Genomic DNA, 23,219 nt, shown 5'->3' on the forward strand with positions numbered 1-23,219 from the left:
TTATTTTTGTAGTTGTAAATATTGTACTGCAAACATCGTCTTCGCATCATGAATACGAAGATCTTTCATAAGAATAACCGCTTCTTCTAACGATACTTCCATCAATTCCACAAACTCATCTTCATCTAACTCAGCTTTATTTTCTTTTTTCGTCAAACCTGTCGCTTTATATACATATAAAATTTCATCCGCGAACCCTGGAGATGTGTAGAAAGAAGTAATAAGCTCCATATTTTCACATACATATCCTGTTTCCTCTTCTAATTCACGAACTGCTGTCACCTCAGGTTTTTCACCAGGTTCTAACTTGCCGGCTGGAATTTCTATAATCGCCTTTTCAAGCGCTTTACGATATTGCTCAACAAGCACAATTTTCCCCTCATCAGTAATAGCAATAATAGCAACTGCACCAGGGTGATTTACAATTTCACGTTTACTCATTGCTCCATTTGGTAATACTACATCATCAACACGAACTTTTATAACTCTACCATCAAAAATTGGTTCAGTTTTTACGGTTCTCTCTGCAAGATTACTCATACTACTTCATCTCCCTGTTCTATTTCCTATTCTTTCCTCATACATTTTACCACATTGAAAGGAGCGTGATAGAAATGAAAGTTTATATTTTACCAAATCGCGTCACTTTAGTCGGAAAAGCGTGGCAAATTCGCCATAAGCTAAAACAATATGGCAAAGAGTACACAACTGTACAAGAGTGGATTACAGCAAATAAAGGGAAAATTTAATCAGAGGGGGCATCCCCTCTGATTATTTCTCTTCACCAATCGGGATAAAAAGTAAAAGTTTGTCAACCTCTTTTCCCTTGCGTACAATAAAGATAAGGAGGTTGACTTATGAAAAAACGTCAATTAGGAAACTCGGATTTATTTGTGACAGAAATGGGACTTGGCTGTATGTCTCTCGGTACATCTGAAACAGAAGCTATGCGTATTATCGATGAAGCAATCGATTTAGGAATCAATTTTTTTGATACAGCAGATTTATATGATTATGGATTAAACGAAGAATTTGTTGGAAAAGCCTTAAAAGGGAAACGAGACCAAATCGTTCTTACAACAAAGGTTGGAAATCGATGGACAGACGAAAAAAACGGCTGGTCTTGGGATCCTTCTAAAGATTACATAAAGGCTGAAGTGAAAGAAAGTTTACGTAGACTCCAAACTGATTACATTGACCTTTATCAACTTCACGGCGGGACGCTTGAAGATCCTATAGATGAAACAATTGAAGCCTTTGAAGAATTAAAAAAAGAAGGTATCATTCGCCATTACGGTATTTCTTCTATACGTCCAAATGTCATCCGTGAATATGCAAAACGTTCAAATATCGTTAGTATATTAATGGAATATAGCCTTTTAAATCGTCGCCCTGAAGAATGGTTCCCGCTTCTTAATGAACATCAAATTAGTGTCATTGCTCGCGGACCACTTGCAAAAGGAATTCTAGCTGATAATAATGCAAGAAAGATAGAAAGAGTAAAAGAAAAGGATTACCTTTCTTATTCTTACGATGAATTATATGCGACACTCGCAAGTGTAAAAGAAGTAATCAGAGAAAGCTCTTTAACCGGAACAGCTATTCAATATTGCTTACATAACGAAACTGTTGCAGCTGTTATACCTGGTGCAAGCTCTATTCAACAATTACAAGAAAATGTACAGGCTTGTAAACAAACACAGTTAACAACAGCACAATATATACAACTTCAGCAAATTGCTAAATGTGATACCTATGCTTTACATCGTTAAAAAGACGCTACCATACTGGTAGCGTCTTTTTATAACGTATCATATTTATCAGGATTCGTTCCTACATGTAAATTACGATTTAATGTATTAATTTGATTCATTTCTTCTTCCGTTAGTGAAAAATCAAAGATAGTAAAATTCTCCTGAATGCGAGATGGTGTAACAGATTTAGGAATCGTCACTATTCCACTTTGAATATCCCATCTTAATATAACTTGCGCAGGTGTTTTTTCATATTTGTTAGCAATGGCCTGAATAATCGGGTGCTGAAATACTTCCCCGCCTCTCATTAATGGACTCCATGCTTCCATTTGAATTTGCTCACCTTGACAGAAATTACGCAATTCAAATTGTGTTAACATTGGATGAAGTTCCACTTGGTTTACCATTGGCTTCACTTTACAGTTTGGTAATAACAGTTCTAAATGATGTTTATGGAAATTAGAAACACCAATCGCGCGCACTTTACCTTCTTCGTACAGTTTTTCTAACGCTCGATACGTATCGACATACTTCCCTCTTATTGGCCAATGTATTAAATATAAATCTACATAGTCCATTTGTAATCTCTTTAGGCTTTTCTCAAATGCTTCAAGTGTTTCCTCGTATCCTTGATCGTCGTTCCAAACTTTTGTTGTAATAAAGATGTCTTCTCTCGGAATCCCTGATTCACGAACCGCTTCTCCGACACCGCTTTCATTTTCATATACAGTTGCTGTATCAATCGAACGGTATCCAACTTCTAACGCTGTTTTTACTGCTTGTTTTACTTCGTCGCCTTCTGTTGCTTTATAAACGCCTAGACCAATCATTGGCATTTTCACGCCATTATGAAGTGTAGTTGTTGGAATATGCACATTCGTTCTCCCTTTCATTGTTACATTTTTATAAGCCACCACTTTATTTCAACAAGATTCAAGCAAAAAGTCAAAACATATGTACAGTTTACATAATAAATTTATACACCTTCAAAAATAATGCGAACTCATTCATTCACGCTATTTTCTATCCATTTCTTCGCTTTTTCATCCACATTACGTACAAACTCAGTTTTCCCTTCCGAATATAACGCACCATCATATGTATACTTTTCAGCTAATTCTTTCTTTAAAGTTGCATATGCCTCTGCTTCTTCACAATGAGCCATCATATAATCACGAAATGCTAAATGTCTTACTATCTCTGGATTTCCTTTTTCAAACACGTGTAAATGATACGAACGTTTTTCCTCCGTTCCATGAATAAAATAGCGGCGTCTTGAAATACCATTTTCTCCTTTTGCGATGTAACCAAGCTCTATAAATCGTTCATTCCACCTATCTACTCTTTCGATACTCTCTACTTCCATAATCATATCTATAATTGGTTTAGCTGCCAGTCCTGGCACTGACGTACTTCCAATATGATGAATTTTCACCGTTTCTGGCATCGCTGATTTTAATCTTTCAGCCTCTATTTGAAATTTTTCACCCCAATGATTTTCATGCGGAACAACTACAATTTTCCTCATTCTAACTCCCCCTTTCTTACAAGCTCGTCAAAAAAAATGATCAGTGAAATATCACTGATCATTTTTTTATTATTTAAAGTCTTTCCAAGTAAGGCTACTTTCACTTAACAGTTCTTCAAATGATTTATTCTTTTCACGTTCTTTTTGTTCTTGGCGCTTTCTTTCCAGTTCTGCTGCCTCTTTTTTCTCTTCTCTCACTTGCAATTCTTTCTTCTTATTCTTTAATTGCTGCATAAGTGAATCATTTAATTGATCACCTAATGTAAGAGATTCTTTCTTTGGTTGATTCACTTGAGATTGTCTTTGCATTTGTCTTTGTTTCTTTTTCTTCATGCTGCTCACCTTTTACTTTTTTCTCCATTATAGTAGATACACGATGAAATCGACAACAAAAAAGGGTCATTACTCTATTATTCATCTTTTGTAAATATGTTAATTTTTCGAAAAAACTAAATTTTTATATAGATATAATCCTATGAATCTATTAAAATTATGTCGTATGATGTCAGATTATAAAAAAAGGAGAATTAAATTATGTGGAAAAAAATTATTCCTGCTGTTGCCGTTTTAAGCACCATTACTTTTTCAAGCGTATTTGCCGCTCCCCCATCTCAGACTCCAGCTGAACAAAACCGCTACATAGACGTACAAATGCTTGGTATTAATGATTTTCATGGACAACTAGATACTGTTAAAAAAATTAATAATAAAGAAGCTGGTGGCGCTGATTACTTAGCTACTTATTTAAAAGAACGGAAAAAACAAAACCCGAATACACTTCTCGTACATGCTGGTGATATTGTAGGTGCTAGTCCACCAGTTTCAGCATTATTACAAGATGAGCCTACAATTGAATTTTTAAATGACTTAAAGTTTGATGTTGGTACAATCGGAAACCATGAATTTGATGAAGGTATCGATGAAATGAAACGCCTCATTTACGGTGGATATCACGAAAAAACAGGAAATTTCAAAGGCGCTAACTTCCCTTATGTCGCTGCAAACTTCTATAACAAATCAACTGGTCGCCTATTTTTACCCCCATTTACTGTAAAAATGGTAAACGGTGTGCCTGTAGGATTCATTGGCGTTGTTACAACTGATACACCAAATGTCGTTATGCCAACTATGCTTAAAAATGTAGAAATCACTGACGAAGTAGAAGCAATTAATAAATCAGCGCAACAATTAAAGCGTCTCGGTGTTAAATCTATTGTCGTCCTTGCTCATGTCGGTGGAACAACAGATGAATCTGGTATAACAAATGGAGACCTTACTCGAATTGCAAATGAAACAGACCCGGAAGTTGATATTATTTTCGGTGGACATAGTCATACGTATGTAAATGGTACAGTAAATAATAAACTAATTGTCCAAGCGAACTCTTATGGAATGGCTTTCTCTGATGTGGATGTAACGATTGATAGAAAAACAAAAGATATTGTGAAGAAAAAAGCTGAAGTTGTTACAACATACCATGAAGGCGTAGAACCTGATAAACAAGTAAAGAAAAAACTAGATCAATATAAAGAAAAAATCGCACCACTTGTAAATGAAGTTGTCGGAAAATCTACAGCACCTATCGACCGTAAACAAAATGCTGCTGGTGAGTCCACTCTTGGAAATTTAGTTGCCGATGCCCAGCGCCAAACGATGCAAACTCAAATCGCACTTATGAATCCGGGCGGCATTCGTAATGACTTAGATGCTGGCGATATTACATGGGGCGAATTATATGGTATTCAGCCTTTTGGAAACCAATTGATTAAAGTAGATTTAACAGGTCAAGATATTCGCGACATTTTAAATCAGCAATGGCAAAAAGGAACGACAAGAATGCTTCAAATTTCAGGTATTCAATATACGTGGGATGCAAACAAACCAAACGGTGAAAAAGTTACAAATATACGTTTAACAAACGGAGAAGAATTATCTCCATCTAAAACGTATAGCGTAGTAGCGAATGCTTTCTTAGCTTCTGGTGGTGATGGATTTGTATCATTTAAAAATGGGAAGGATTCAGAAACTGGTCCAAACGACTTTGAAGCACTAGTCGATTACGTAAAACAATTAAAAGAACCAATTCAGCCAGTTATTGATGGAAGAATTCAAAAAGTAAATTAAGTATTTTCCTAATAAACAATCCAATTTTTTCACTGCAAAGGATATGCACTTATCCTGTATATTATCCGTAATATACAAGAAACAAAGAAAAGGATACTCGTTCTTACAATGAACATAGTATCCTTTTCTTTAGTTATCAAAATTTGATGTTTTGTTAAAATCATATTGTTGTAAAAATTGTTGTAACGCCTCTTCTACAAGTTTAGATTTTTGAATTCCTTTCGATTCTGATATAGCGTCTAATTTTGCTAATATTTCTTTATTAATAGAAAAGGTACGTTTCTTTTTTTCTGTACTTATATTCATAATGGGCGCAATTACTTCTTCCCTCTTTCTTAATAGCTCATAAATACTTTGTAATTGCTCATAAATTAATAATTGATAATCCGTTGTCGCATATTGAAGGGCTGTCGCTTCTTGGAGTTGTAAGTGACGCGGTTCTTCTCCATCTCCTACAAAAATACGTTTTTTCTGTTCTCCATCATATTCGTATCCAATCAACCTTAATTTCTTTGATAATGTATACGGGCTTATTTCAAGACGTTTTGCTATAATAGCGATGGATTCACGTCTATTTAAACAATCTATAATTTCTCCAATCGTCACAATTTCCCACCTCCCGTGTTGAAATGACACTAGTATGGTATGTTACAATGACTTTCTAACAGTATATGCAAAACGAATAGCCTGTGCGATTCATACGATTTTAGAAAAGGAGGTTTTCAATATGCTTTTTCGTAGCTATACTCCGCAGTTCTATAATGAAAATAAACAACTCATTCCTAATAGTATCGCTACGATGGAAAGCGTTATGATTAACAATCGAAAACAAATCCTCCTTATGCGCGGGCAAAACATAGGGCAGCCTATTTTATTGTGCTGTCATGGTGGACCTGGCATGGCACAAATCGGATTTATTCGCCATTTTCAAAAAGAATTGGAGAAACATTTTATCGTTATTAATTGGGACCAACGCGGGGCAGGCAAATCCTTTTCAATGAAAGATTTCGGAGCAAATTTTACAATCGAACAATTCGTTTCCGATGCAAAAGAAGTGATTCAATATGTACTGAAAAAGTTCAACAAACAAAAACTCTTTCTCGCTGGTCATTCTTGGGGAAGCATTATTGGGCTTAACATAGCACATCAATATCCACAGTATATCGAGGCCTACATCGGTATTGGGCAAATTGTACATATGAAACAAAACGAAGAATTACTATATCAACATTTAATTCGTTCTGCCAAAAAGCATGATCATAAAAAAGCATTAGCTTCTCTTTTAAAATTAGGTAAACCACCATTTTTAGATACGAGACGTCTCATTATTCAAAGAAAGTGGCTTGGCACATTCGGAGGAGCAATCCAAAACGGATCTTCCTTTTCTTTCATACGAAAAGGTTTCTTTTCTCCTGAATATACGCTATTAGATTGGTTCAAGTTTCTCGCAGGAAACTTAAAATCTGGTGTTTTATGGGAAGAAATGCTGACAATTGATTTCTTTTCGTCCATTTCAAGTTTATCTATTCCTGTTTACTTTTGTTCTGGCCGCTATGATTATCAAACTCCTTATGCACTCGTTCAGGAATATTGTGATGTTATGGAAGCACCTATAAAAAAGATGATTTGGTTTCCAAATTCAGCACATTCTCCTGATTTAGAAGAACCGGATTTATTTGCTAATTCTTTACAATCAATTAAACAAGAGCTAACTTTTCAGCATTAGTAACAAAGGGCTCTTTTACATTTCATAAAAAACATTTTATAATAATATGTCGCAACTATGTATAAATCTAGCAAAGTGCTTCATATTTACTTGCCTTAACAGAATAAAAAATTTAGGGAGATTACATTTATTATGAATGCTGTACTCGTCGCAGTAGCAGTTATGCTATTGCTTAGTTTGTTACGTGTCCAGGTCATTGTCGCCATCATTGTTGGAGCTTTAATAGGCGGAATTATCGGCGGACTCGGTATTTCAGAAACTATTAACACTTTTACCACTGGTCTTGGAAACAGTGCTCCAATCGCTTTAAGTTATGCAATGCTTGGCGGTTTCGCTATTTCCCTTTCCAAAACAGGACTTCCAGATGCCATGATTCAAACGGCATTAAAATGGATTGGCAATGAACAAGACACAAAAAAACAAGTTTATTCAAAAATACTTATTTTATTTATCATTTTAACGATGGCTTGTTTCTCACAAAATATTATTCCTGTTCATATCGCTTTCATCCCCATCTTAATTCCAGCACTTTTAAAAGTATTAAACGAGCTGAAAGTAGATAGAAGGCTTGTTACATGTATTATTACATTCGGATTAATTACTCCTTATATGTGGATTCCTGCAGGATTCGGAAAAATTTATCATGACGTATTGCAAACAAATGCCGCGCAAAGTGGTCTTACATTTGACGTTACGCTTATTCCAAAAGCGATGACTATTCCAGCAATCGGTATGATTATCGGATTATGTGTCGCGGTATTTATTACGTACCGAAAACCTCGTACGTATGAAACTGAACAAGTTCATACTACCGAAAATGAAATCGTTCCCTATACAAAACGAAGCATTACTTTCGGGTTAGTATCTATCTTAGCTACATTGACTGTTCAATTAGCAACAGAATCAATGATTTTCGGTGCTCTAGCGGGGATTATCGTTTTATCAGTTAGTGGTAGTCTACCTCTTAAAGAAGCAGATGCAATTTTAACAAGCGGAATGCGTATGATGTCCTTTATCGGATTTGTTATGATTTCTGCCGCTGGGTTCGGTGCTGTCCTTCGAAAAACAGGACATGTTGAATCCCTTGTACAAACGAGTGCACATATGATTGGGAATAACAAACCACTCGCTGCATTTCTTATGCTCGTTATTGGACTTCTCGTTACGATGGGAATTGGTTCATCCTTTTCAACCATCCCTATTTTAACAACAATTTTTGTACCTCTTTGCATTCAACTTGGATTTAGTCCAATGGCTACAATTGCAATTATCGGTACAGCCGGAGCGCTAGGCGATGCAGGATCTCCAGCATCAGATAGTACACTTGGACCAACATCCGGTTTAAATGCTGATGGTCAACACCATCATATATGGGATACATGTGTACCAACTTTTCTGCATTATAATATACCGTTACTTATATTTGGCTTTATTGCCGCAATTACATTATAAAAGGTGCGTTTTATACGCACCTTTTACTTTTTTATTTTTCCTTTTAATTGTTGCAAAGCTATTTTCCCATTTTCCTCGACACAACTTTCAATTTTCATGAGTGATGGGCCTATCCATTCACTGTCTATGCTCCCGTTCAGTCCAATAATTTTCAATTTATTCGGTATACAGATATTTAAATTTTTCGCTGCTCGAATTAACTCAAAAGTAATCTTATCACTTGAAGTTACAATTCCATCTATATACGGATTGTTTTGCAATAATGTAATAAACTGTTTATTCGTATACCCTTGTACACATTCTTCTCGATAAGAGACTCCTTCCTCCCAAACAGCATCTAAAAATCCTGATATGTGCTCTTCTATTTCTTCACTATCTTCTCCCTCACCGAAATAAGCAAGGAAGTGACAGCCTTTCTCTTTTAATAAAGAAACCGCTCTTTGTCCACTTTCATAATAATTTGTATGTGATTTTTTTTCATCAACCACAACAAACGGAAGTGGAATTTCTCCTATACTTTTAAAAACGGCTCTTGTCAAAATAACACCTGCAACATTATTTTCCTTCAACATATGTATGTATCTATCTTTATTCTCTATATTACAAACAATGATTTGATATCCTTCGTTATATGCTATTTCCTCAATACAATGTAGCAAAGTGATGTTTGATGGGTCATATAAATTATCTACAAGTAATGCAATTATCGTTGAATCTTGTTTAAACAATGGCTTCGCTGTAACATTTGGCCTATAACGTAATTCTTCAATTGCTTCCTTTACTTGTTTTACTGTGTCCTCATGAACGTATCCTTTTTCATTCATAACTCGTGAAACGGTTGCGACTGAAACACCTGCTAATTTTGCCACATCACGTATAGTTGCCACATCGTCACCCCTTAATATGGTAATAGATTACAATTTTACGGTAACCTATATTCTACTATTCGTCAAGGTTAATAACTTATATTTCTGAAAATTGTTACATCATTTCATTAAATGATACTCTAATTGAATTTCATGCAAAATTGAGATACCGTCATATCCAATACGCGGAATTTCTTTCTTTATCTTTCGTGCTTCTTCCACTGCGTTCACATATAAATGAGTCATCACAAAATTACGTTTTTGGTAAAAACGTAACGCATTCATATTATCATTTGTTGTAATAAGCCAAACCTGCCTGCACCGTTCTTCTTCTGCAACTTGTAATACACAATCTACAAGCTTCGTCCCTATTCCTTTTCTTTCTTCTAAGCTATCTAACGATACAATTTCACACATATTTCCGTTCACTTCATATGTTATAATTCCGATTATTCTGTCATCTGAGAGCGCAACAAATCCTGGCAACTCTTCTAACCGATGCCCCTTACCACGCGAAACCATCAATGAACTTCCCCAGTTCGCACACATGAACATTCGGATTGTTTCTTTCATCGCTGGTGTAATTTTTTGTATATGCAGCATTTCCTATTTCTCCCCTTTTCTATCATTGTGATACAATATAAGTGTATCACATGTAACGGTATTTGGAGGATGAGGTAAAGTATGAAACGTTTTTTTGCAGCATTGTTTACTATACTAGGTGCGATAACTGCCCTTGGGATTTTCTTTACAAATAAAGTGATGTACTTAAAGAAAAAAACAGAGGAAGAAGTACTCGAAAGAGAAACGAAAAAACATTTTCGTATAGAGGATTTTGATGCTCTTCATAAAGAAGAAATTCATATCCCTTCGCAATTCGGATATGATCTTCACGGGTATTACATTCCTGCTGGTCATTCCAATAAGTTTATGGTTTTTTGTCACGGCGTAACTGTAAATAAAATGAACTCTGTAAAATATGCAAACTTATTTTTAAACAGAGGATATAATGTCGTTATTTATGATCATCGTCGTCATGGTAGAACTGGTGGAAAAACAACAAGCTATGGATATTATGAAAAACATGATTTAAAATCTGTAGTTGACTGGCTAAAAAGTCGTTTTGGCACAAATATAACCCTTGGTATTCATGGTGAATCGATGGGAGCTGCAACACTTCTTCAATACGCAGGGCTTGTAGAAGATGGGGCTGATTTTTATATTGCGGATTGTCCTTTCTCTGATTTTTACGGGCAATTGCAGCACCGTTTAAAAGTGGAATTCCATTTACCAAAATGGCCTTTATTACCTTTAGCAAACGCATTTTTAAAAGTTCGCGACGGTTATACAATTCGTGAAGTGTCACCAATCGACTGTATAAAAAACATTAACAATCCCGTTCTCTTTATTCATAGTAAAGATGACGATTATATTTTAGCTGATATGACAAAAGCGTTATATGAGGCAAAAGAGAATAAGAAACAACTTTATATTGCAGAACACGGTGCACATGCTTGCTCTTATAACGAAAATAAAGAAGAGTATGAAGCAGCCGTCGATCAATTTTTAAACACATATGTGAAAGAAACAAAAAACAGGCTTGCATAAGCCTGTTTTTTTATTGCGCTAAAACGTCTGTAACTTGTTCCATATTTTCAGAAATCCATTGCATTGCATCATCTAACGTTGGAAATTCTGTCGTTTGAAATGTTACTTCATCTTGAAGTAACCAAACATCCTTCGATTCTTGTCCTACACCTGCAATGGACCAATGTAACAAACTATATGGATGATTATCATTCAAAAATGATGCCCACGTGCGCTCATCTGCAATATTTCGTAATGTACGTAATTGTTTATCCATCTTTCGTCACCTTACTCTAGTCAGTTATAAAAAACATTATAACACTCTCTTCTCTTTCGAACAAAGTGCTCTTTTTGCCCCGCTATTTGCGGGCAGTAAAAATCCTACCTCAAAATTCAGCTGAAACAAAGACGTTAGGTGTGAGATTAACTGCCCCTAAAAGCCCGATTGGTTCAACTAATAATCAGTGGGGGATGCCTCCCCCACTGATTAAAGTTTCACTTTATATTGTCAAGTACTTCTCTTGATTATATGATGGAATTAAGCGTTTGGGAAGGAGGGATAGTGTTGGCAAAAGTACAAATTAAAGTAAATGACAATGGCTCTTTTCGCGTTACAGGGGACGTGGAATTAGTCGACTCACAGGGGAATGTATTCCCAGCAAAACCGGCATTTTCTTTATGCCGTTGTGGTTTATCAAAAAATATGCCTTATTGCGATGCTTCGCATAAAGGTAAATTTGAGTCTGTTATTAGAGCACCAGAGGCAGAATAATTTTACATGTGACATGCACATTTTTTTGTGCATGTTTTTTCTTTTTATCAACTCCGCTATATCCCTTCTCCTTACAACATTTCTAATACTTTTGTCTCCATTCCAGCCTACATATATTTTCACACAATTCTTCACATTCGAATACTTTTTACTAGCCTTTTATTTTTTTTGTGCTATAATTTGACCAAACAGCATCCTTCGGGGTCGGGTGAAATTCCCAACCGGCGGTGATGAAGCGAAAGCTTCTAAGTCCGTGACCCGTTTTCAACTCGAAAACGGTGGATCTAGTGAAACTCTAGGGCCGACAGTATAGTCTGGATGGGAGAAGGATATGTTTCTAGTTTTTTATATAGTGAATACACTTTTATTTCAGTATGCATATTTTTAAAGATTCATTTTGATTCTTTATATATGTTTAGTTTTCTATACTCATTTTTTATACTGAAATAAAAAGAGACAACTAGCGTTTAAAAAATCCGATATTTTGCTAGGTTTTTTCCTTATGCAGAAATATCGATTATCGTTAGGTTTCTTTCCTATGCTTTCGTATTCGAACTATATTTCTAGAAATCACGTCTCCCAAACCCCAAGGATATTAAATCCTTGGGGTTTTTTGATTTTTTTAGGAGAGGTGAAGAAAATGACAGATCAAGAATATATGAGGATTGCCCTGCAGTTAGCAGAAGGAACATCAGGACAAACAAGTCCAAATCCTATGGTTGGTGCTGTTGTTGTAAAAGATGGAAACATCGTCGGTATGGGGGCTCATTTACGTGCTGGTAAAGAACACGCAGAAGTTCATGCCCTTCAAATGGCTGGTCAGAACGCCAAAGGCGCTACCGTTTATGTAACACTGGAACCGTGTAGCCATTTTGGAAAAACACCACCTTGCTGTGAATTGCTCATCGAAAAGGGAGTTAAGCGCGTTGTAATTGCTACCCTTGATTGTAACCCGCTCGTTTCTGGTAATGGAAAAAGGAGATTAGAAGAAGCTGGAATCGAAGTAACTACCGGTGTCCTTGAAGCAGAAGCAGTTTTATTAAATCGCTACTTTTTTCACTACATGAAAACGAAACGCCCATTTGTAACAATAAAAACAGCGATGAGCTTAGATGGAAAAACAGCAACTGTAACTGGTGACAGTAAATGGATTACAGGTGAAGAAGCACGAGCTGATGTTCATCAATATCGCCATACACACGATGCAATTCTTGTTGGAGTGAATACAGTTATAGCTGATAATCCGCATTTAACAACAAGAATTCCTAATGGGGGTAAAAATCCAATACGCGTTATTTTAGATACTCATTTAAAAACCCCACCATCTTCTCATGTCATAACAGATTGTTTAGCACCGACATGGATTATGATTGGTAAGGATGTAAATAAAGAGAAAATAGCTTCTTATGAATCTGAAAATATATTTATATTCCAAATGAAAACGAAACAAATTGAAATTCAAGATGTTTTAGACCTACTCGGTGAAAAACAAATCCTATCTCTTTTCGTTGAGGGTGGTCAAACGGTTCATGCAAGCTTCTTACAAACAAATAATTTCAATGAAATTGTAACTTATATAAGTCCAAAATTAATTGGCGGGAAAGATGCCCCTACTTTATTTGGCGGAAATGGTTTTTCAAAATTACAAGATGCGCTTTCCTTAAAAATTCAAGAGATGAAACAAATTGGCGATGATATAAAAATCGTTGCGAATGCCCGAAACGAGGTGACGAAATGTTTACAGGAATTGTAGAAGAATTAGGAACGATAACAAATATGCAACAAAGCGGGGAAGCAATGAAGTTAACGATACATGCAAATGAAATTTTATCAGATGTTCATTTAGGCGATAGTATAGCGGTTAACGGTATTTGCTTAACTGTAACGAGCTTTACACCTACTTCATTTACAGTTGATGCAATGCCCGAAACGATGAAATCAACATCACTTCGCCTACTCAAATCACACTCTAAAGTAAATTTAGAGCGAGCAGTGGCTGCAAATGGACGATTCGGTGGACATTTCGTTTCAGGACATATTGATGGCATCGGGACGATATTAAACAAAAAACAACACTATAATGCCATCTATTACAAAATAGCTATTTCGGATGAACTGCTACGCTATTGTTTGCATAAAGGATCCATTGCTGTTGATGGAACGAGTTTGACAATATTTGATATAGACGAATCTTCCATTACAATCTCACTCATCCCGCACACAGTAAGCGAATCTGTTATCGGAGAAAAGAATGCCGGTGACATCGTAAACATTGAGTGTGACATGATTGGTAAATATATCGAACGCTTTATTACTAAGCCTGTAAAACGAAAAGGTTCAATGACCGAAAACTTTTTACAAGAAAACGGATTTCTATAAGGGGGAAGCATTATGTTTCATCGTATTGAAGAAGCTCTAGAAGATTTAAAACAAGGAAAAGTCGTTATCGTATGTGATGATGAAAACCGTGAAAACGAAGGCGATTTTATCGCTTTAGCAGAGTATATTACGCCAGAAACGATTAATTTTATGATTACACATGGACGCGGTCTCGTTTGTGTACCGATTACGGAAGGGTACGCAGAACGCCTACAACTAGAACCAATGGTATCTCATAATACAGATTCGCATCATACTGCATTTACAGTGAGCATTGACCATGTTTCTACCACAACAGGGATTAGCGCTCACGAACGTGCAACTACGATACAAGAATTGTTAAACCCTGCATCAAAAGGCGCTGATTTTAATCGACCTGGACATATCTTTCCATTAATCGCGAAAGAAGGCGGTGTCCTGCGTCGTGCTGGTCATACAGAAGCTGCTGTCGATTTAGCACAGCTTTGCGGAGCAGAACCAGCTGGAGTCATTTGCGAGATTATCAATGAGGACGGTACGATGGCACGCGTCCCTGATTTACTACAGTGTGCAAAACAATTTGATATAAAAATGATTACAATAGAAGATTTAATCGCTTATCGCCGCCACCATGAAACACTTGTGACGAGAGAAGTGGAAATTACATTACCTACAGATTTCGGTACTTTTCAAGCAATTGGCTATTCTAACTCATTAGATACGAAAGAACATATCGCACTCGTAAAAGGTGATATTTCAACAGGTGAGCCTGTAATTGTACGCGTTCATTCAGAGTGCTTAACAGGAGATGTATTTGGCTCGTGCCGCTGTGATTGCGGACCACAACTCCATGCTGCACTTGCTCAAATTGAGCGTGAAGGAAAAGGCGTTCTTCTTTATATGAGACAAGAAGGACGAGGCATTGGCCTTCTTAATAAGCTTCGCGCTTATAAGTTACAAGAAGAAGGCTTCGATACTGTAGAAGCAAACGAAAAACTTGGGTTCCCCGCTGACCTTCGTGATTACGGTATCGGCGCTCAAATATTAAAAGATTTAGGTTTACAACATTTACGATTATTAACGAATAATCCAAGAAAAATTGCTGGCTTACAAGGTTATGATTTAAAAGTTACGGAGCGCGTACCGTTGCAAATGCCAACAAAAGAAGAGAATAAAACGTATTTACAAACGAAAGTAAACAAATTAGGACATTTATTAAACTTATAATCAAAGGAGAGATTTATTATGGTATTCGAAGGTCATTTAGTTGGTACAGGATTAAAAGTTGGGGTTGTTGTTGGACGTTTTAATGAATTTATTACAAGTAAGTTACTAGGCGGAGCTTTAGATGGATTAAAGCGTCACGGTGTAGAAGAAAACGATATTGATGTTGCTTGGGTTCCTGGCGCATTCGAAATTCCTTTAATCGCTAAAAAGATGGCGAATAGTGGAAAATATGATGCTGTTATTACGTTAGGCACTGTAATTCGTGGTGCTACAACACATTACGATTATGTTTGTAATGAAGTAGCAAAAGGTGTTGCATCTTTATCACTTCAAACAGACATTCCAGTTATTTTCGGTGTATTAACGACAGAAACGATTGAGCAAGCGATTGAACGCGCGGGCACGAAAGCTGGTAATAAAGGCTATGAATCTGCAGTTGCTGCCATTGAAATGGCTCACTTATCAAAACAATGGGCATAAAAAAATAAAAAGAGGCTGCGGCCTCTTTTTATTTTTTTACTTTTTTCCGTACATCTTTTATTAATTCATTCATTGTTTTTCCTTCTGTTTGTATATGAAGCGTTTGTGCTGTTCTCCATACATTCTCTCTTTTCTTCGCTTCTTCTATAATAGTAATTTCTTTTCGTACTTCCTTTAAATCTTTCCCTTCTGTTTTCAATCCAAAATGTTCAGCTTTCGTTCGAAAATGTTGTTCAATTCGTTGTTGCATCTCTTTTTGTTCAGGATTTTCAGCGGCCTTAACTGGATCAGCACTTATTGCTTTTAGTAAAATGAGACAAGTCATAATCGCTAATATATATTTGTGCATATAAAATCCTCCAACCCAATATAAATTACATATTTACTATGTACAATTAGGGCTTGGAAAATTCGTCCGTAAAAATTATATTTCTCACTCAAAACCCATTCATATCAAGCGTTAACAGCTTTTTATTACATTTTATTTACAAAAAAAGCAAACTCTTTTACAAGTTTGCTTTTTCCTCTATCTTATAACGCACATTCTTCAATCTCAAATCCTAAATCTTCAATCATACCCCAGTCTGCAGTCGGTTCTTGTCCAGCTGTCGTTAAGTAATCCCCAACAAAAATAGAGTTTGCTGCAAATAAACCGATTGGCTGTACAGCACGTAAATTGATTTCACGTCCTCCTGAAATACGAATTTCTTTCGTTGGGTTTACAAAACGCATCATCGCCAGCACTTTTAAACATTCTACTGGTGTTAACTCTTTTTGTCCTTCAAGCGGCGTACCCTTTACAGCAACAAGGAAATTACATGGGATTGAATCTGCATCTATACGTTGTAATTCAAATGCAATTTCAGCACGCTCTTCTATTGTCTCCCCCATCCCAAAAATCGCCCCAGAGCATGGTGAAATACCCGCTTGTTTCGCTTTTTGAACTGTATCAACACGGTCGTCATACGTATGCGTTGAACAAATACTTTCGTAATTATTTGCATGTGTATTTAAGTTGTGGTTATAACGATGTACGCCTGCTTCCGCTAAACGTCCTGCTTGATCTTCATTTAAGAAACCTAAACAACAACAAATCTTCAAATCTGTCGTTTCACGAATCTCCTTAACTGCTCCAATTACATGATTCACCTCTTTATCCGTCGGACGACGACCAGATGCTACAATACAATATGTACCCGCTTTACGGCGAATCGCTTCATGTGCTCCTTCTACAATCTTTTCCTGCGTTAACCATGCATATTTATCAATCGGTGCCTCTGAAATAATAGACTGAGAACAATATCCACAATCTTCAGGACATAATCCAGACTTCGTATTAATAATCATATTCAATTTTACTTTCTTACCAAAGTGATGATGGCGAATGATGTAAGCTGCATTCATAATTTCTAAAATCTCTGTATCGTCAGCCTCCAATATCGCTATTGCATCTTCTTTCGTAATCATTTTCTCTTCTACTACGTCGTATGCAAGTTTGTTCCAATCCCTTTTTGTTTGTACTTGTTTCATTTCATCTCTTCCCCTCTTTTGTTATATGCACAAATAAAGCATGATACGTTGCCATTATCCCTTCATTTCCCGTGAAGTCTCTTTCGTATATGCGAAGCATCGCACGAAAGAGTGAGGGACTTTGACAATATGATTCTTCATTACTATTGGTCGCTCCTACTTTTCGAATAGAATGCAGAAACTCCTTAACTTCTGTAAAACTCTCTATGTAACATGTTTCAGAAACATGCACATCCCCTGTTTCTATCTCACATATATGGTGCAACTGATTTTTCGAATAAAAACGTTGTCCAATCGATGTTTCGTTTTGTATATTTTTTTCTTCTTTCGCCCGCTGGAACGAAGCATGCAACTCTTGAAATGTTTCATGTCCAAACGTTGAAAAAAGTAATATCCCATCTATAGACAAATGATGAAATAAATTTCTTATCACTTGTTTTAAATCATTTAGCCATTGAAATGTTGCATTTGAAATAATGACATCATATGTTTCTTCTAGTCGTAACCTTTCTATATCCTCACAGTAAAACGTTACATTTTTCACATTTTGTCTAGTTTTCGCAACTGAAATCATACTTTCAGCAAAATCAATGGCTGTAATATGTGCTTTCGGAAATAACTCTGATATTCTTTCTGTTACATAACCTGTCCCGCATCCAAGTTCTAAAATACGTATCGATGAATTTGCACTATATCGCCGATTCAATTTAGAAAGTAATGAATGTGCCATCTTTTTTTGTACATTTGCATATTGATCGTAGGATACAGCTGCCACGTTAAACCGTTTTTGTAGTAACGTTTTATTGATCATGTCGTATCCCCTCTATAAATTGAATTATCTCATTTGCGCAATATTCGAAATTCGTTACGCATAATGCGTGTCCAGCCTCACTTACTACCTTGAGCATGGCAGTCTCATTCTCAGCCATACTACGCGCTGCAGACAATGGACATATTACATCCTTCTCCCCATGAATAAGTAGTATAGGTACTTTCACTTCTTTCAGTTCTTCTCTCATATCTGTTTCTATTAAATAATCCAAACCTAATTGTAAAGACTGGATAGAATCACCTTTAAAATGTTTTACGATGTCTTCAAAACTTTTATTCTCTTTCAGCTCATCTTTCGTAAACATATTTTCATAAAACCGCTTGAGCGTATCTTCTTTCTTTCTAGTCAAATTCTTTTTCAGCCGTTCCACATGCAAAGCATTCCATCCACTTGTATAGTCGCTCGTATTTGTAAATTTGGCAGTACCACCAATTAGTACAATACCTTTTGCCTTAATCTTTTTATGAGCTTGAACTGCCGCTAACGCTCCTAGTGACCATCCAACTAAAATTATATTTTCATCCTTTGCTACATCTATTATTCGCCCCGCAAATTCACTTTGTTCTTTCACGTTACGCCAATCAATGCATTGAACAGGATATTCTTTAAAATGCGGAAGTACTAAATCCCAAATATTTTCTTCCATTCCCCATCCAGGGATAAAAATAATCTTCAGCTCTTTCATACGAAAAGCTCCTCTTCTTTCGCAATGTGAATAATTCGGTCAATAGCCCATTTCAAATCAGCTATTGTATGTTGCGATGTAACTGCAAAGCGAATTCGAGAACTATTGACTGGTACAGTTGGCGGACGAATTGCAATAGCTGCAATACCTGCCTCTTGTAACCTTTTACTAAACCGTAAAGCTGTTTCATTTGAACCGACCACAATCGGTACAATATGAGTTGAGCTATTCCCAATATCAAAACCAGCTTCTCGTAAATGGTTTCTGAAATAAGCTCCATTCTCTATAAGTCTCTCTCTTCTTTCATTATCTTCTTTCACAATTTCAATTGCTTTTTGTACCGCTCCTAAAGTCCCTGGTGGTAAAGCAGTAGTAAAAATAAAGCTTCTCATCATATTTTGTAAATACTCTATATAAATTGCATCACCTGTCAAATACGCACCATAACACCCTAAAGCCTTGCTAAACGTCCCCATATGTATATCAATTTTTTGAGCAAGATCTTTTTCTATATGAGATAATCCAGCTCCGCCGATTCCATATATTCCACTCGCATGCGCTTCATCAACTATAATGATTGCCCCGTATTTCTCTTTTAACTGCACTAACTCCCTCAAATACGCAGTATTACCATCCATACTAAAAACAGTATCAGTTACAATTAATTTCCGCTTTTCAGGAGATGCTGTTTTCAACAGCTTCTCTAAATGCTCCAAATCATTATGCCGATACCTTTTATGTTCTGCCCCGCTTAATATAATTCCATCAACAATGCTTGCGTGATTTAATTTATCACTAAATACAATATCGTGACGACAGGCTAAAGAAGATATTGCCCCTACATTTGCTGTATACCCACTATTTACGATTAATGCTCTTTCAGTACCTTTCCAGTTGCATACACTTCTCTCCACCTCTTCATACAATGGATAATTTCCTACAACGAGACGAGAGGCAGTCGAACCAGTTCCATATTTTTTTGTACACACAATAGCAGCCTCTTTTAACCTCGCATCTCCAGCTAACCCTAAATAATTATTTGACGCTAAATTTAGCATCTTTTTCTCATCTCGAATAAGCCATGTCTCTTCTGCTTGTTCTGTTACGTACAAATTACGATACTGCCCTTGCTCATGTAATTGTTGTAATTTAGATTGAAGATGTGCGTGCCACGTTTGATTCATTTTGAATGAACTCCTCTAATTTTGAAATCATTATATATTCTTTAGCAGATTCCAATACTTCTTCTTTTGTAAAGTTACCTGCAAAAAATGGTAATAAACCTAAAACTGGTACCCCGCTCAGCTCTTCAATCATTTCTTTATTTTCTTGCACTCTTTCCATTTCACATTCTTTGCAACCAGATAAAATGACACCTGCTACCTTTAAGCCATGTGCCTTTGCATAAGCAATCGTTAAAACTGTATGATTTACCGTTCCTAATGTAGGACGTGCTACTATAATAAGAGGAAGCTGTAATTCTTTTGCGAAATCAATTACTAAAGCGTCTTCTGTATATGGAACAGCTAGTCCACCTGCTCCTTCTACAAATAGACTATTAAACTCTTTCAATCGTTCATTATAGTGATCAATAATGTCTTTTAAACGTACTACTCTTCCAGCTCTTTTCATGGCAAGTCTCGGAGCAAGCGGTTCTTCAATAGAATAAGGACAAATTTCATTTTCTTTTGTCGATACACCCGATAATGCTTTTAACCTTGCTGCATCTCCCTCTGGATTTGATGCAACATGTCCACTTTGCAACGGTTTATATACCCCTACGTTATATCCTAATTCTCTAAATACACCTGCTAATGCACCTGCAACTACAGTTTTCCCCACTTCAGTATCCGTTGCTGTTATAAAAAAACCGCCCATTACTCTCCCTCCGTAACATCCGAGATTGCTTTATATAAAATACGTAACATCTCATCAATCTCATCAATTGTAGAAGCAAGAGGAGGCATAAATACAATCGTGTTGCCGAGCGGCCGCAAAATCATGCCCAGCTCTCTTGAGCGTTTACATACTTGAACACCGACTCTCTCTGTCCATTCAAACGCTTCTTTCGTTTCCTTATTCTTCACAAGTTCAATTCCAACCATCAACCCGCACTGACGAATATCCCCTACATGTTTATATGTAAAGAGTGCTTCTAATTGCGTCGCCACATATTCTGTTTTACGTGCTACTTCTTCTATTAAATTTGTTTTTTCGTATAGTTCTAGATTCGCAATTGCTACCGCACACCCTAACGGATTCCCTGTATAACTATGACCATGGAAAAATGTTTTTTGTTCTTCATAGTCTCCTAAAAAGGCATTATAAATTTCATCTGTCGTTACGGTAATTGCAACTGGTAAATATCCACCTGTTAAACCTTTTCCGGCTGTTAAAATATCCGGCGTTACATTTTCATGTTCACATGCAAACATTTTCCCGGTACGCCCAAACCCAGTCGCTACCTCATCTGTAATAAATAAAACGTTATATTTTGTACATAAATTACGTAGTCCTCTTAAGTATCCTTTTGGCATTGTAATCATACCGCCAGCACCTTGCATTAAAGGTTCTACAATAATCGCTGCAATTTCTTCATGTTTATCTTTCAGCAGCTCTTCCATTTCTTCTAAATGTTTTTTTACAATTTCCTCCTTATTATTTCCGTAAGGAGAACGATATGTATATGGATAAGGCATTTTAATTGCCTCAAATAAAAGTGAACTATACACTTGGTGAAACAAGTCTATTGCTCCTACTGAAACAGCTCCAATTGTATCACCGTGATACGCTTCTTTTAATGTAACAAATCTTTGTTTCTTCGGTTTTCCTTTATGCTGCCAATATTGAAATGCCATCTTAATTGCAATTTCAACAGCGCTAGAACCGGAGTCAGAATAGAATACTTTCTTCAAACCTTCTGGTACAACTTCGATTATTTTTTCTGCTAATAAAATAGATGGAACGTTAGCAAGTCCTAGCATAGTAGAATGAGCAATTTTATTTAATTGCTCACGAATTGCTTCATCTAGTTCCGGTACTTGATGTCCATGAACATTTAACCAAATAGACGAAACACCGTCCCAATATTCATTTCCATTTACATCGTATAGCTTTCTTCCCTCTCCGCGTTCAATAATGACAGGATCTTCTTCTAAATAATCCTTCATTTGTGTAAATGGGTGCCATACATAGGCTTTATTTTTTTCCGATAGCTCTTCATATGTATAAGACGATTTTTCAGTCGTATTACTATTAACAGTCACAATTGTCACCCCTAATGTCAACTTGTTTATAAATATAGTTAACATTAAATCCAAAAGACTGTCAATTATTTTTAAATCAAATGGTTCTTAAAAAAGAACAACTCATCATATGATAAGTTGCTCTATCTTCCGTGCTGTATCTTTCCAATTTCTAAAATAATCTCTTCATCTTTTTTTCCTTCTGTATCAATTCCAAGTTGTTTTGCATGTTCAATTAATAGATCGTGACGTTTTTCAAATCTTGCAGTATTTACTTCTTTCTTAACCTCTTCTTTTGTTTTCCCTTCAGTAGAAATCTCTAGTTTTTCAGCTACTTTTTCCATCGATTTCTTCTCTTCTATTTCTTTTACTTTCTTCACTTCTGACTGCTTTGTTCGACTTTGTTTTGACTGCTCTGATTCAGCTGCAAAAGCTGTATAAATTCCAGCACTTCCGCCAATGACTAGTAAGGTGGTAAAAAGAATTATTTTTTTCTTCACTCTTTCCTCCCCTTTCGAATTCATTATAACGCACATTTTCACAGTATGAAAATCTTTCTCCTTTATTTTCCTAAAAAAATTATTGAACATTTTTATTGACATGTAAGACGAATATATGATAAAAATTTAACTAACATCATATGAATCGGCGTTGATAGGATTTAGTAGTATTTCGATTTCTGATTTCAGAGAGCTGGTGGTCGGTGCGAACCAGTACAGAGCGAATTATGAATTACCCCCTGGAGCTTCTTTTGCGAAACGTAAGGAGTAGTGAAAGACGGTTATAGACCGTTATGTCTAAAGAGTGGTGAAACGAAACTGTTTCACAATTTAGGGTGGTACCGCGAATTTTTCGTCCCTGCATATATTGCAGGGGCGTTTTTTATTTTATTAACGCATATCATACGACCCTTTATTTTGTGATACATTCATTTCACAAGCTAGGGTGGTACCGCGATTTCTTCGTCCCTGCATAATTATATGCAGGGACGTTTTTTTATCCAATTATTTCCGCATCATATTGAGATATGGACAATTACCGGTAATTTGTCAC

At 36.2% G+C, this 23,219-nt stretch carries 27 protein-coding genes, 1 riboswitch and 1 other annotated feature; of the genes, 11 read left to right on the forward strand and 16 right to left on the reverse strand.

Features of this window, described 5'->3' with window-relative positions:
- Positions 1-540 (reverse strand): NUDIX hydrolase, encoded by a 540-nt coding sequence (locus ACYVEC_RS14325; RefSeq protein WP_060632166.1) that lies wholly within the window; start codon positions 538-540, stop codon positions 1-3.
- Between the two features lie 74 nt (positions 541-614).
- Between ACYVEC_RS14325 and mciZ the strand changes: the two genes are divergently transcribed.
- Both mciZ and lolS read left to right on the forward strand, forming a co-directional pair.
- Entirely contained in the window at positions 615-749 is a 135-nt protein-coding gene (gene mciZ / locus ACYVEC_RS14330) for a Z-ring formation inhibitor MciZ (RefSeq protein ID WP_063223066.1), read from the forward strand.
- Positions 750-857: 108 nt separating this feature from the next.
- The gene (gene lolS, locus ACYVEC_RS14335; protein ID WP_063223065.1) at positions 858-1,772 is read left to right on the forward strand and encodes an aldo/keto reductase; all 915 of its coding nucleotides are present in this window, start codon (positions 858-860) and stop codon (positions 1,770-1,772) included.
- Between the two features lie 29 nt (positions 1,773-1,801).
- Here lolS and ACYVEC_RS14340 read toward each other — a convergent pair whose 3' ends face one another.
- The 3 genes from ACYVEC_RS14340 to ACYVEC_RS14350 all read right to left on the reverse strand — a co-directional run bounded on the left by ACYVEC_RS14340 (position 1,802) and on the right by ACYVEC_RS14350 (position 3,615).
- Complete coding sequence (locus ACYVEC_RS14340) at positions 1,802-2,629, reverse strand: aldo/keto reductase (RefSeq protein ID WP_063223064.1); 828 nt, start codon at positions 2,627-2,629, stop codon at positions 1,802-1,804.
- A 128-nt stretch (positions 2,630-2,757) separates the two neighbouring features.
- Positions 2,758-3,282, reverse strand: coding sequence for a GrpB family protein (locus tag ACYVEC_RS14345; protein ID WP_063223063.1), 525 nt, complete (start codon positions 3,280-3,282; stop codon positions 2,758-2,760).
- Positions 3,283-3,351: 69 nt separating this feature from the next.
- Entirely contained in the window at positions 3,352-3,615 is a 264-nt protein-coding gene (locus tag ACYVEC_RS14350; RefSeq protein WP_060632170.1) for a YqkE family protein, read from the reverse strand.
- A 201-nt stretch (positions 3,616-3,816) separates the two neighbouring features.
- Between ACYVEC_RS14350 and ACYVEC_RS14355 the strand changes: the two genes are divergently transcribed.
- Positions 3,817-5,406, forward strand: coding sequence for a bifunctional metallophosphatase/5'-nucleotidase (locus ACYVEC_RS14355; RefSeq protein ID WP_275719489.1), 1,590 nt, complete (start codon positions 3,817-3,819; stop codon positions 5,404-5,406).
- A 129-nt stretch (positions 5,407-5,535) separates the two neighbouring features.
- On the opposite strand, the gene ACYVEC_RS14360 is transcribed toward ACYVEC_RS14355, so the two are convergent.
- The gene (locus tag ACYVEC_RS14360; RefSeq protein WP_048562375.1) at positions 5,536-6,012 is read right to left on the reverse strand and encodes a ribbon-helix-helix domain-containing protein; all 477 of its coding nucleotides are present in this window, start codon (positions 6,010-6,012) and stop codon (positions 5,536-5,538) included.
- Positions 6,013-6,133: 121 nt separating this feature from the next.
- Between ACYVEC_RS14360 and ACYVEC_RS14365 the strand changes: the two genes are divergently transcribed.
- Together ACYVEC_RS14365 and ACYVEC_RS14370 are read left to right on the forward strand one after the other, a co-directional pair.
- Positions 6,134-7,132 carry an alpha/beta fold hydrolase gene (locus tag ACYVEC_RS14365; protein ID WP_063223060.1) on the forward strand — a complete coding sequence of 333 codons (999 nt, stop codon included), beginning with the start codon at positions 6,134-6,136 and terminating at the stop codon, positions 7,130-7,132.
- A 132-nt stretch (positions 7,133-7,264) separates the two neighbouring features.
- Positions 7,265-8,584, forward strand: coding sequence for a Na+/H+ antiporter family protein (locus ACYVEC_RS14370; RefSeq protein ID WP_098556062.1), 1,320 nt, complete (start codon positions 7,265-7,267; stop codon positions 8,582-8,584).
- Between the two features lie 23 nt (positions 8,585-8,607).
- On the opposite strand, the gene ACYVEC_RS14375 is transcribed toward ACYVEC_RS14370, so the two are convergent.
- Positions 8,608-9,471, reverse strand: a complete 864-nt coding sequence (locus ACYVEC_RS14375; protein ID WP_063223058.1) for a LacI family DNA-binding transcriptional regulator — start codon at positions 9,469-9,471, stop codon at positions 8,608-8,610.
- Positions 9,472-9,570: 99 nt separating this feature from the next.
- Positions 9,571-10,053, reverse strand: coding sequence for a GNAT family N-acetyltransferase (locus tag ACYVEC_RS14380; RefSeq protein WP_098556060.1), 483 nt, complete (start codon positions 10,051-10,053; stop codon positions 9,571-9,573).
- Between the two features lie 81 nt (positions 10,054-10,134).
- Between ACYVEC_RS14380 and ACYVEC_RS14385 the strand changes: the two genes are divergently transcribed.
- Positions 10,135-11,058, forward strand: coding sequence for an alpha/beta hydrolase (locus ACYVEC_RS14385; RefSeq protein ID WP_063223056.1), 924 nt, complete (start codon positions 10,135-10,137; stop codon positions 11,056-11,058).
- A gap of 10 nt (positions 11,059-11,068) precedes the next feature.
- On the opposite strand, the gene ACYVEC_RS14390 is transcribed toward ACYVEC_RS14385, so the two are convergent.
- Positions 11,069-11,314, reverse strand: coding sequence for a DUF2552 family protein (locus ACYVEC_RS14390; protein ID WP_060632177.1), 246 nt, complete (start codon positions 11,312-11,314; stop codon positions 11,069-11,071).
- Positions 11,315-11,602: 288 nt separating this feature from the next.
- Here ACYVEC_RS14390 and ACYVEC_RS14395 point away from each other — a divergent pair, with 288 nt between their 5' ends.
- The 5 genes from ACYVEC_RS14395 to ribH all read left to right on the forward strand — a co-directional run bounded on the left by ACYVEC_RS14395 (position 11,603) and on the right by ribH (position 15,874).
- On the forward strand, positions 11,603-11,809 hold the full coding sequence (locus ACYVEC_RS14395; protein WP_460507009.1) for a CDGSH iron-sulfur domain-containing protein: 207 nt from the start codon (positions 11,603-11,605) through the stop codon (positions 11,807-11,809).
- 190 nt (positions 11,810-11,999) lie between these two features.
- Positions 12,000-12,143: riboswitch (FMN riboswitch) on the forward strand.
- A 306-nt stretch (positions 12,144-12,449) separates the two neighbouring features.
- Positions 12,450-13,562: a bifunctional diaminohydroxyphosphoribosylaminopyrimidine deaminase/5-amino-6-(5-phosphoribosylamino)uracil reductase RibD gene (ribD, locus tag ACYVEC_RS14400; protein WP_275719491.1), complete on the forward strand. Its 1,113-nt coding sequence runs from the start codon at positions 12,450-12,452 to the stop codon at positions 13,560-13,562.
- A complete protein-coding gene (gene ribE, locus ACYVEC_RS14405) occupies positions 13,544-14,188 on the forward strand; it encodes a riboflavin synthase subunit alpha (protein ID WP_063223054.1) in 645 nt (214 codons plus the stop codon). Before ribD ends, ribE begins: the two co-directional genes overlap by 19 nt.
- A gap of 12 nt (positions 14,189-14,200) precedes the next feature.
- Positions 14,201-15,394, forward strand: a complete 1,194-nt coding sequence (ribBA, locus tag ACYVEC_RS14410; RefSeq protein ID WP_063223053.1) for a bifunctional 3,4-dihydroxy-2-butanone 4-phosphate synthase/GTP cyclohydrolase II — start codon at positions 14,201-14,203, stop codon at positions 15,392-15,394.
- Between the two features lie 18 nt (positions 15,395-15,412).
- Positions 15,413-15,874: a 6,7-dimethyl-8-ribityllumazine synthase gene (ribH, locus tag ACYVEC_RS14415; protein ID WP_000230892.1), complete on the forward strand. Its 462-nt coding sequence runs from the start codon at positions 15,413-15,415 to the stop codon at positions 15,872-15,874.
- Between the two features lie 28 nt (positions 15,875-15,902).
- On the opposite strand, the gene ACYVEC_RS14420 is transcribed toward ribH, so the two are convergent.
- The 8 genes from ACYVEC_RS14420 to ACYVEC_RS14455 all read right to left on the reverse strand — a co-directional run bounded on the left by ACYVEC_RS14420 (position 15,903) and on the right by ACYVEC_RS14455 (position 22,666).
- Positions 15,903-16,223 carry a hypothetical protein gene (locus tag ACYVEC_RS14420; protein WP_097950637.1) on the reverse strand — a complete coding sequence of 107 codons (321 nt, stop codon included), beginning with the start codon at positions 16,221-16,223 and terminating at the stop codon, positions 15,903-15,905.
- A gap of 182 nt (positions 16,224-16,405) precedes the next feature.
- A complete protein-coding gene (gene bioB / locus ACYVEC_RS14425) occupies positions 16,406-17,404 on the reverse strand; it encodes a biotin synthase (protein WP_063223051.1) in 999 nt (332 codons plus the stop codon).
- Between the two features lies 1 nt (position 17,405).
- The gene (bioC, locus tag ACYVEC_RS14430; RefSeq protein ID WP_063223050.1) at positions 17,406-18,215 is read right to left on the reverse strand and encodes a malonyl-ACP O-methyltransferase BioC; all 810 of its coding nucleotides are present in this window, start codon (positions 18,213-18,215) and stop codon (positions 17,406-17,408) included.
- Positions 18,205-18,921 (reverse strand): alpha/beta fold hydrolase, encoded by a 717-nt coding sequence (locus tag ACYVEC_RS14435; RefSeq protein WP_063223049.1) that lies wholly within the window; start codon positions 18,919-18,921, stop codon positions 18,205-18,207. The genes bioC and ACYVEC_RS14435 overlap by 11 nt, the downstream gene beginning before the upstream one ends.
- On the reverse strand, positions 18,918-20,105 hold the full coding sequence (gene bioF, locus ACYVEC_RS14440; RefSeq protein WP_063223048.1) for an 8-amino-7-oxononanoate synthase: 1,188 nt from the start codon (positions 20,103-20,105) through the stop codon (positions 18,918-18,920). The genes ACYVEC_RS14435 and bioF overlap by 4 nt, the downstream gene beginning before the upstream one ends.
- Positions 20,071-20,799 carry a dethiobiotin synthase gene (gene bioD, locus ACYVEC_RS14445; protein WP_063223047.1) on the reverse strand — a complete coding sequence of 243 codons (729 nt, stop codon included), beginning with the start codon at positions 20,797-20,799 and terminating at the stop codon, positions 20,071-20,073. The genes bioF and bioD overlap by 35 nt, the downstream gene beginning before the upstream one ends.
- Positions 20,799-22,232, reverse strand: coding sequence for an adenosylmethionine--8-amino-7-oxononanoate transaminase (bioA, locus tag ACYVEC_RS14450; RefSeq protein WP_063223046.1), 1,434 nt, complete (start codon positions 22,230-22,232; stop codon positions 20,799-20,801). Before bioA ends, bioD begins: the two co-directional genes overlap by 1 nt.
- 77 nt (positions 22,233-22,309) lie before the next feature.
- Positions 22,310-22,666: a hypothetical protein gene (locus tag ACYVEC_RS14455; protein ID WP_063223167.1), complete on the reverse strand. Its 357-nt coding sequence runs from the start codon at positions 22,664-22,666 to the stop codon at positions 22,310-22,312.
- 142 nt (positions 22,667-22,808) lie between these two features.
- Positions 22,809-23,029 (forward strand) — a binding site (T-box leader).
- The last annotated feature ends 190 nt before the right edge of the window (positions 23,030-23,219 follow it).

This window comes from Bacillus sp. MN7755 (assembly GCF_054771475.1).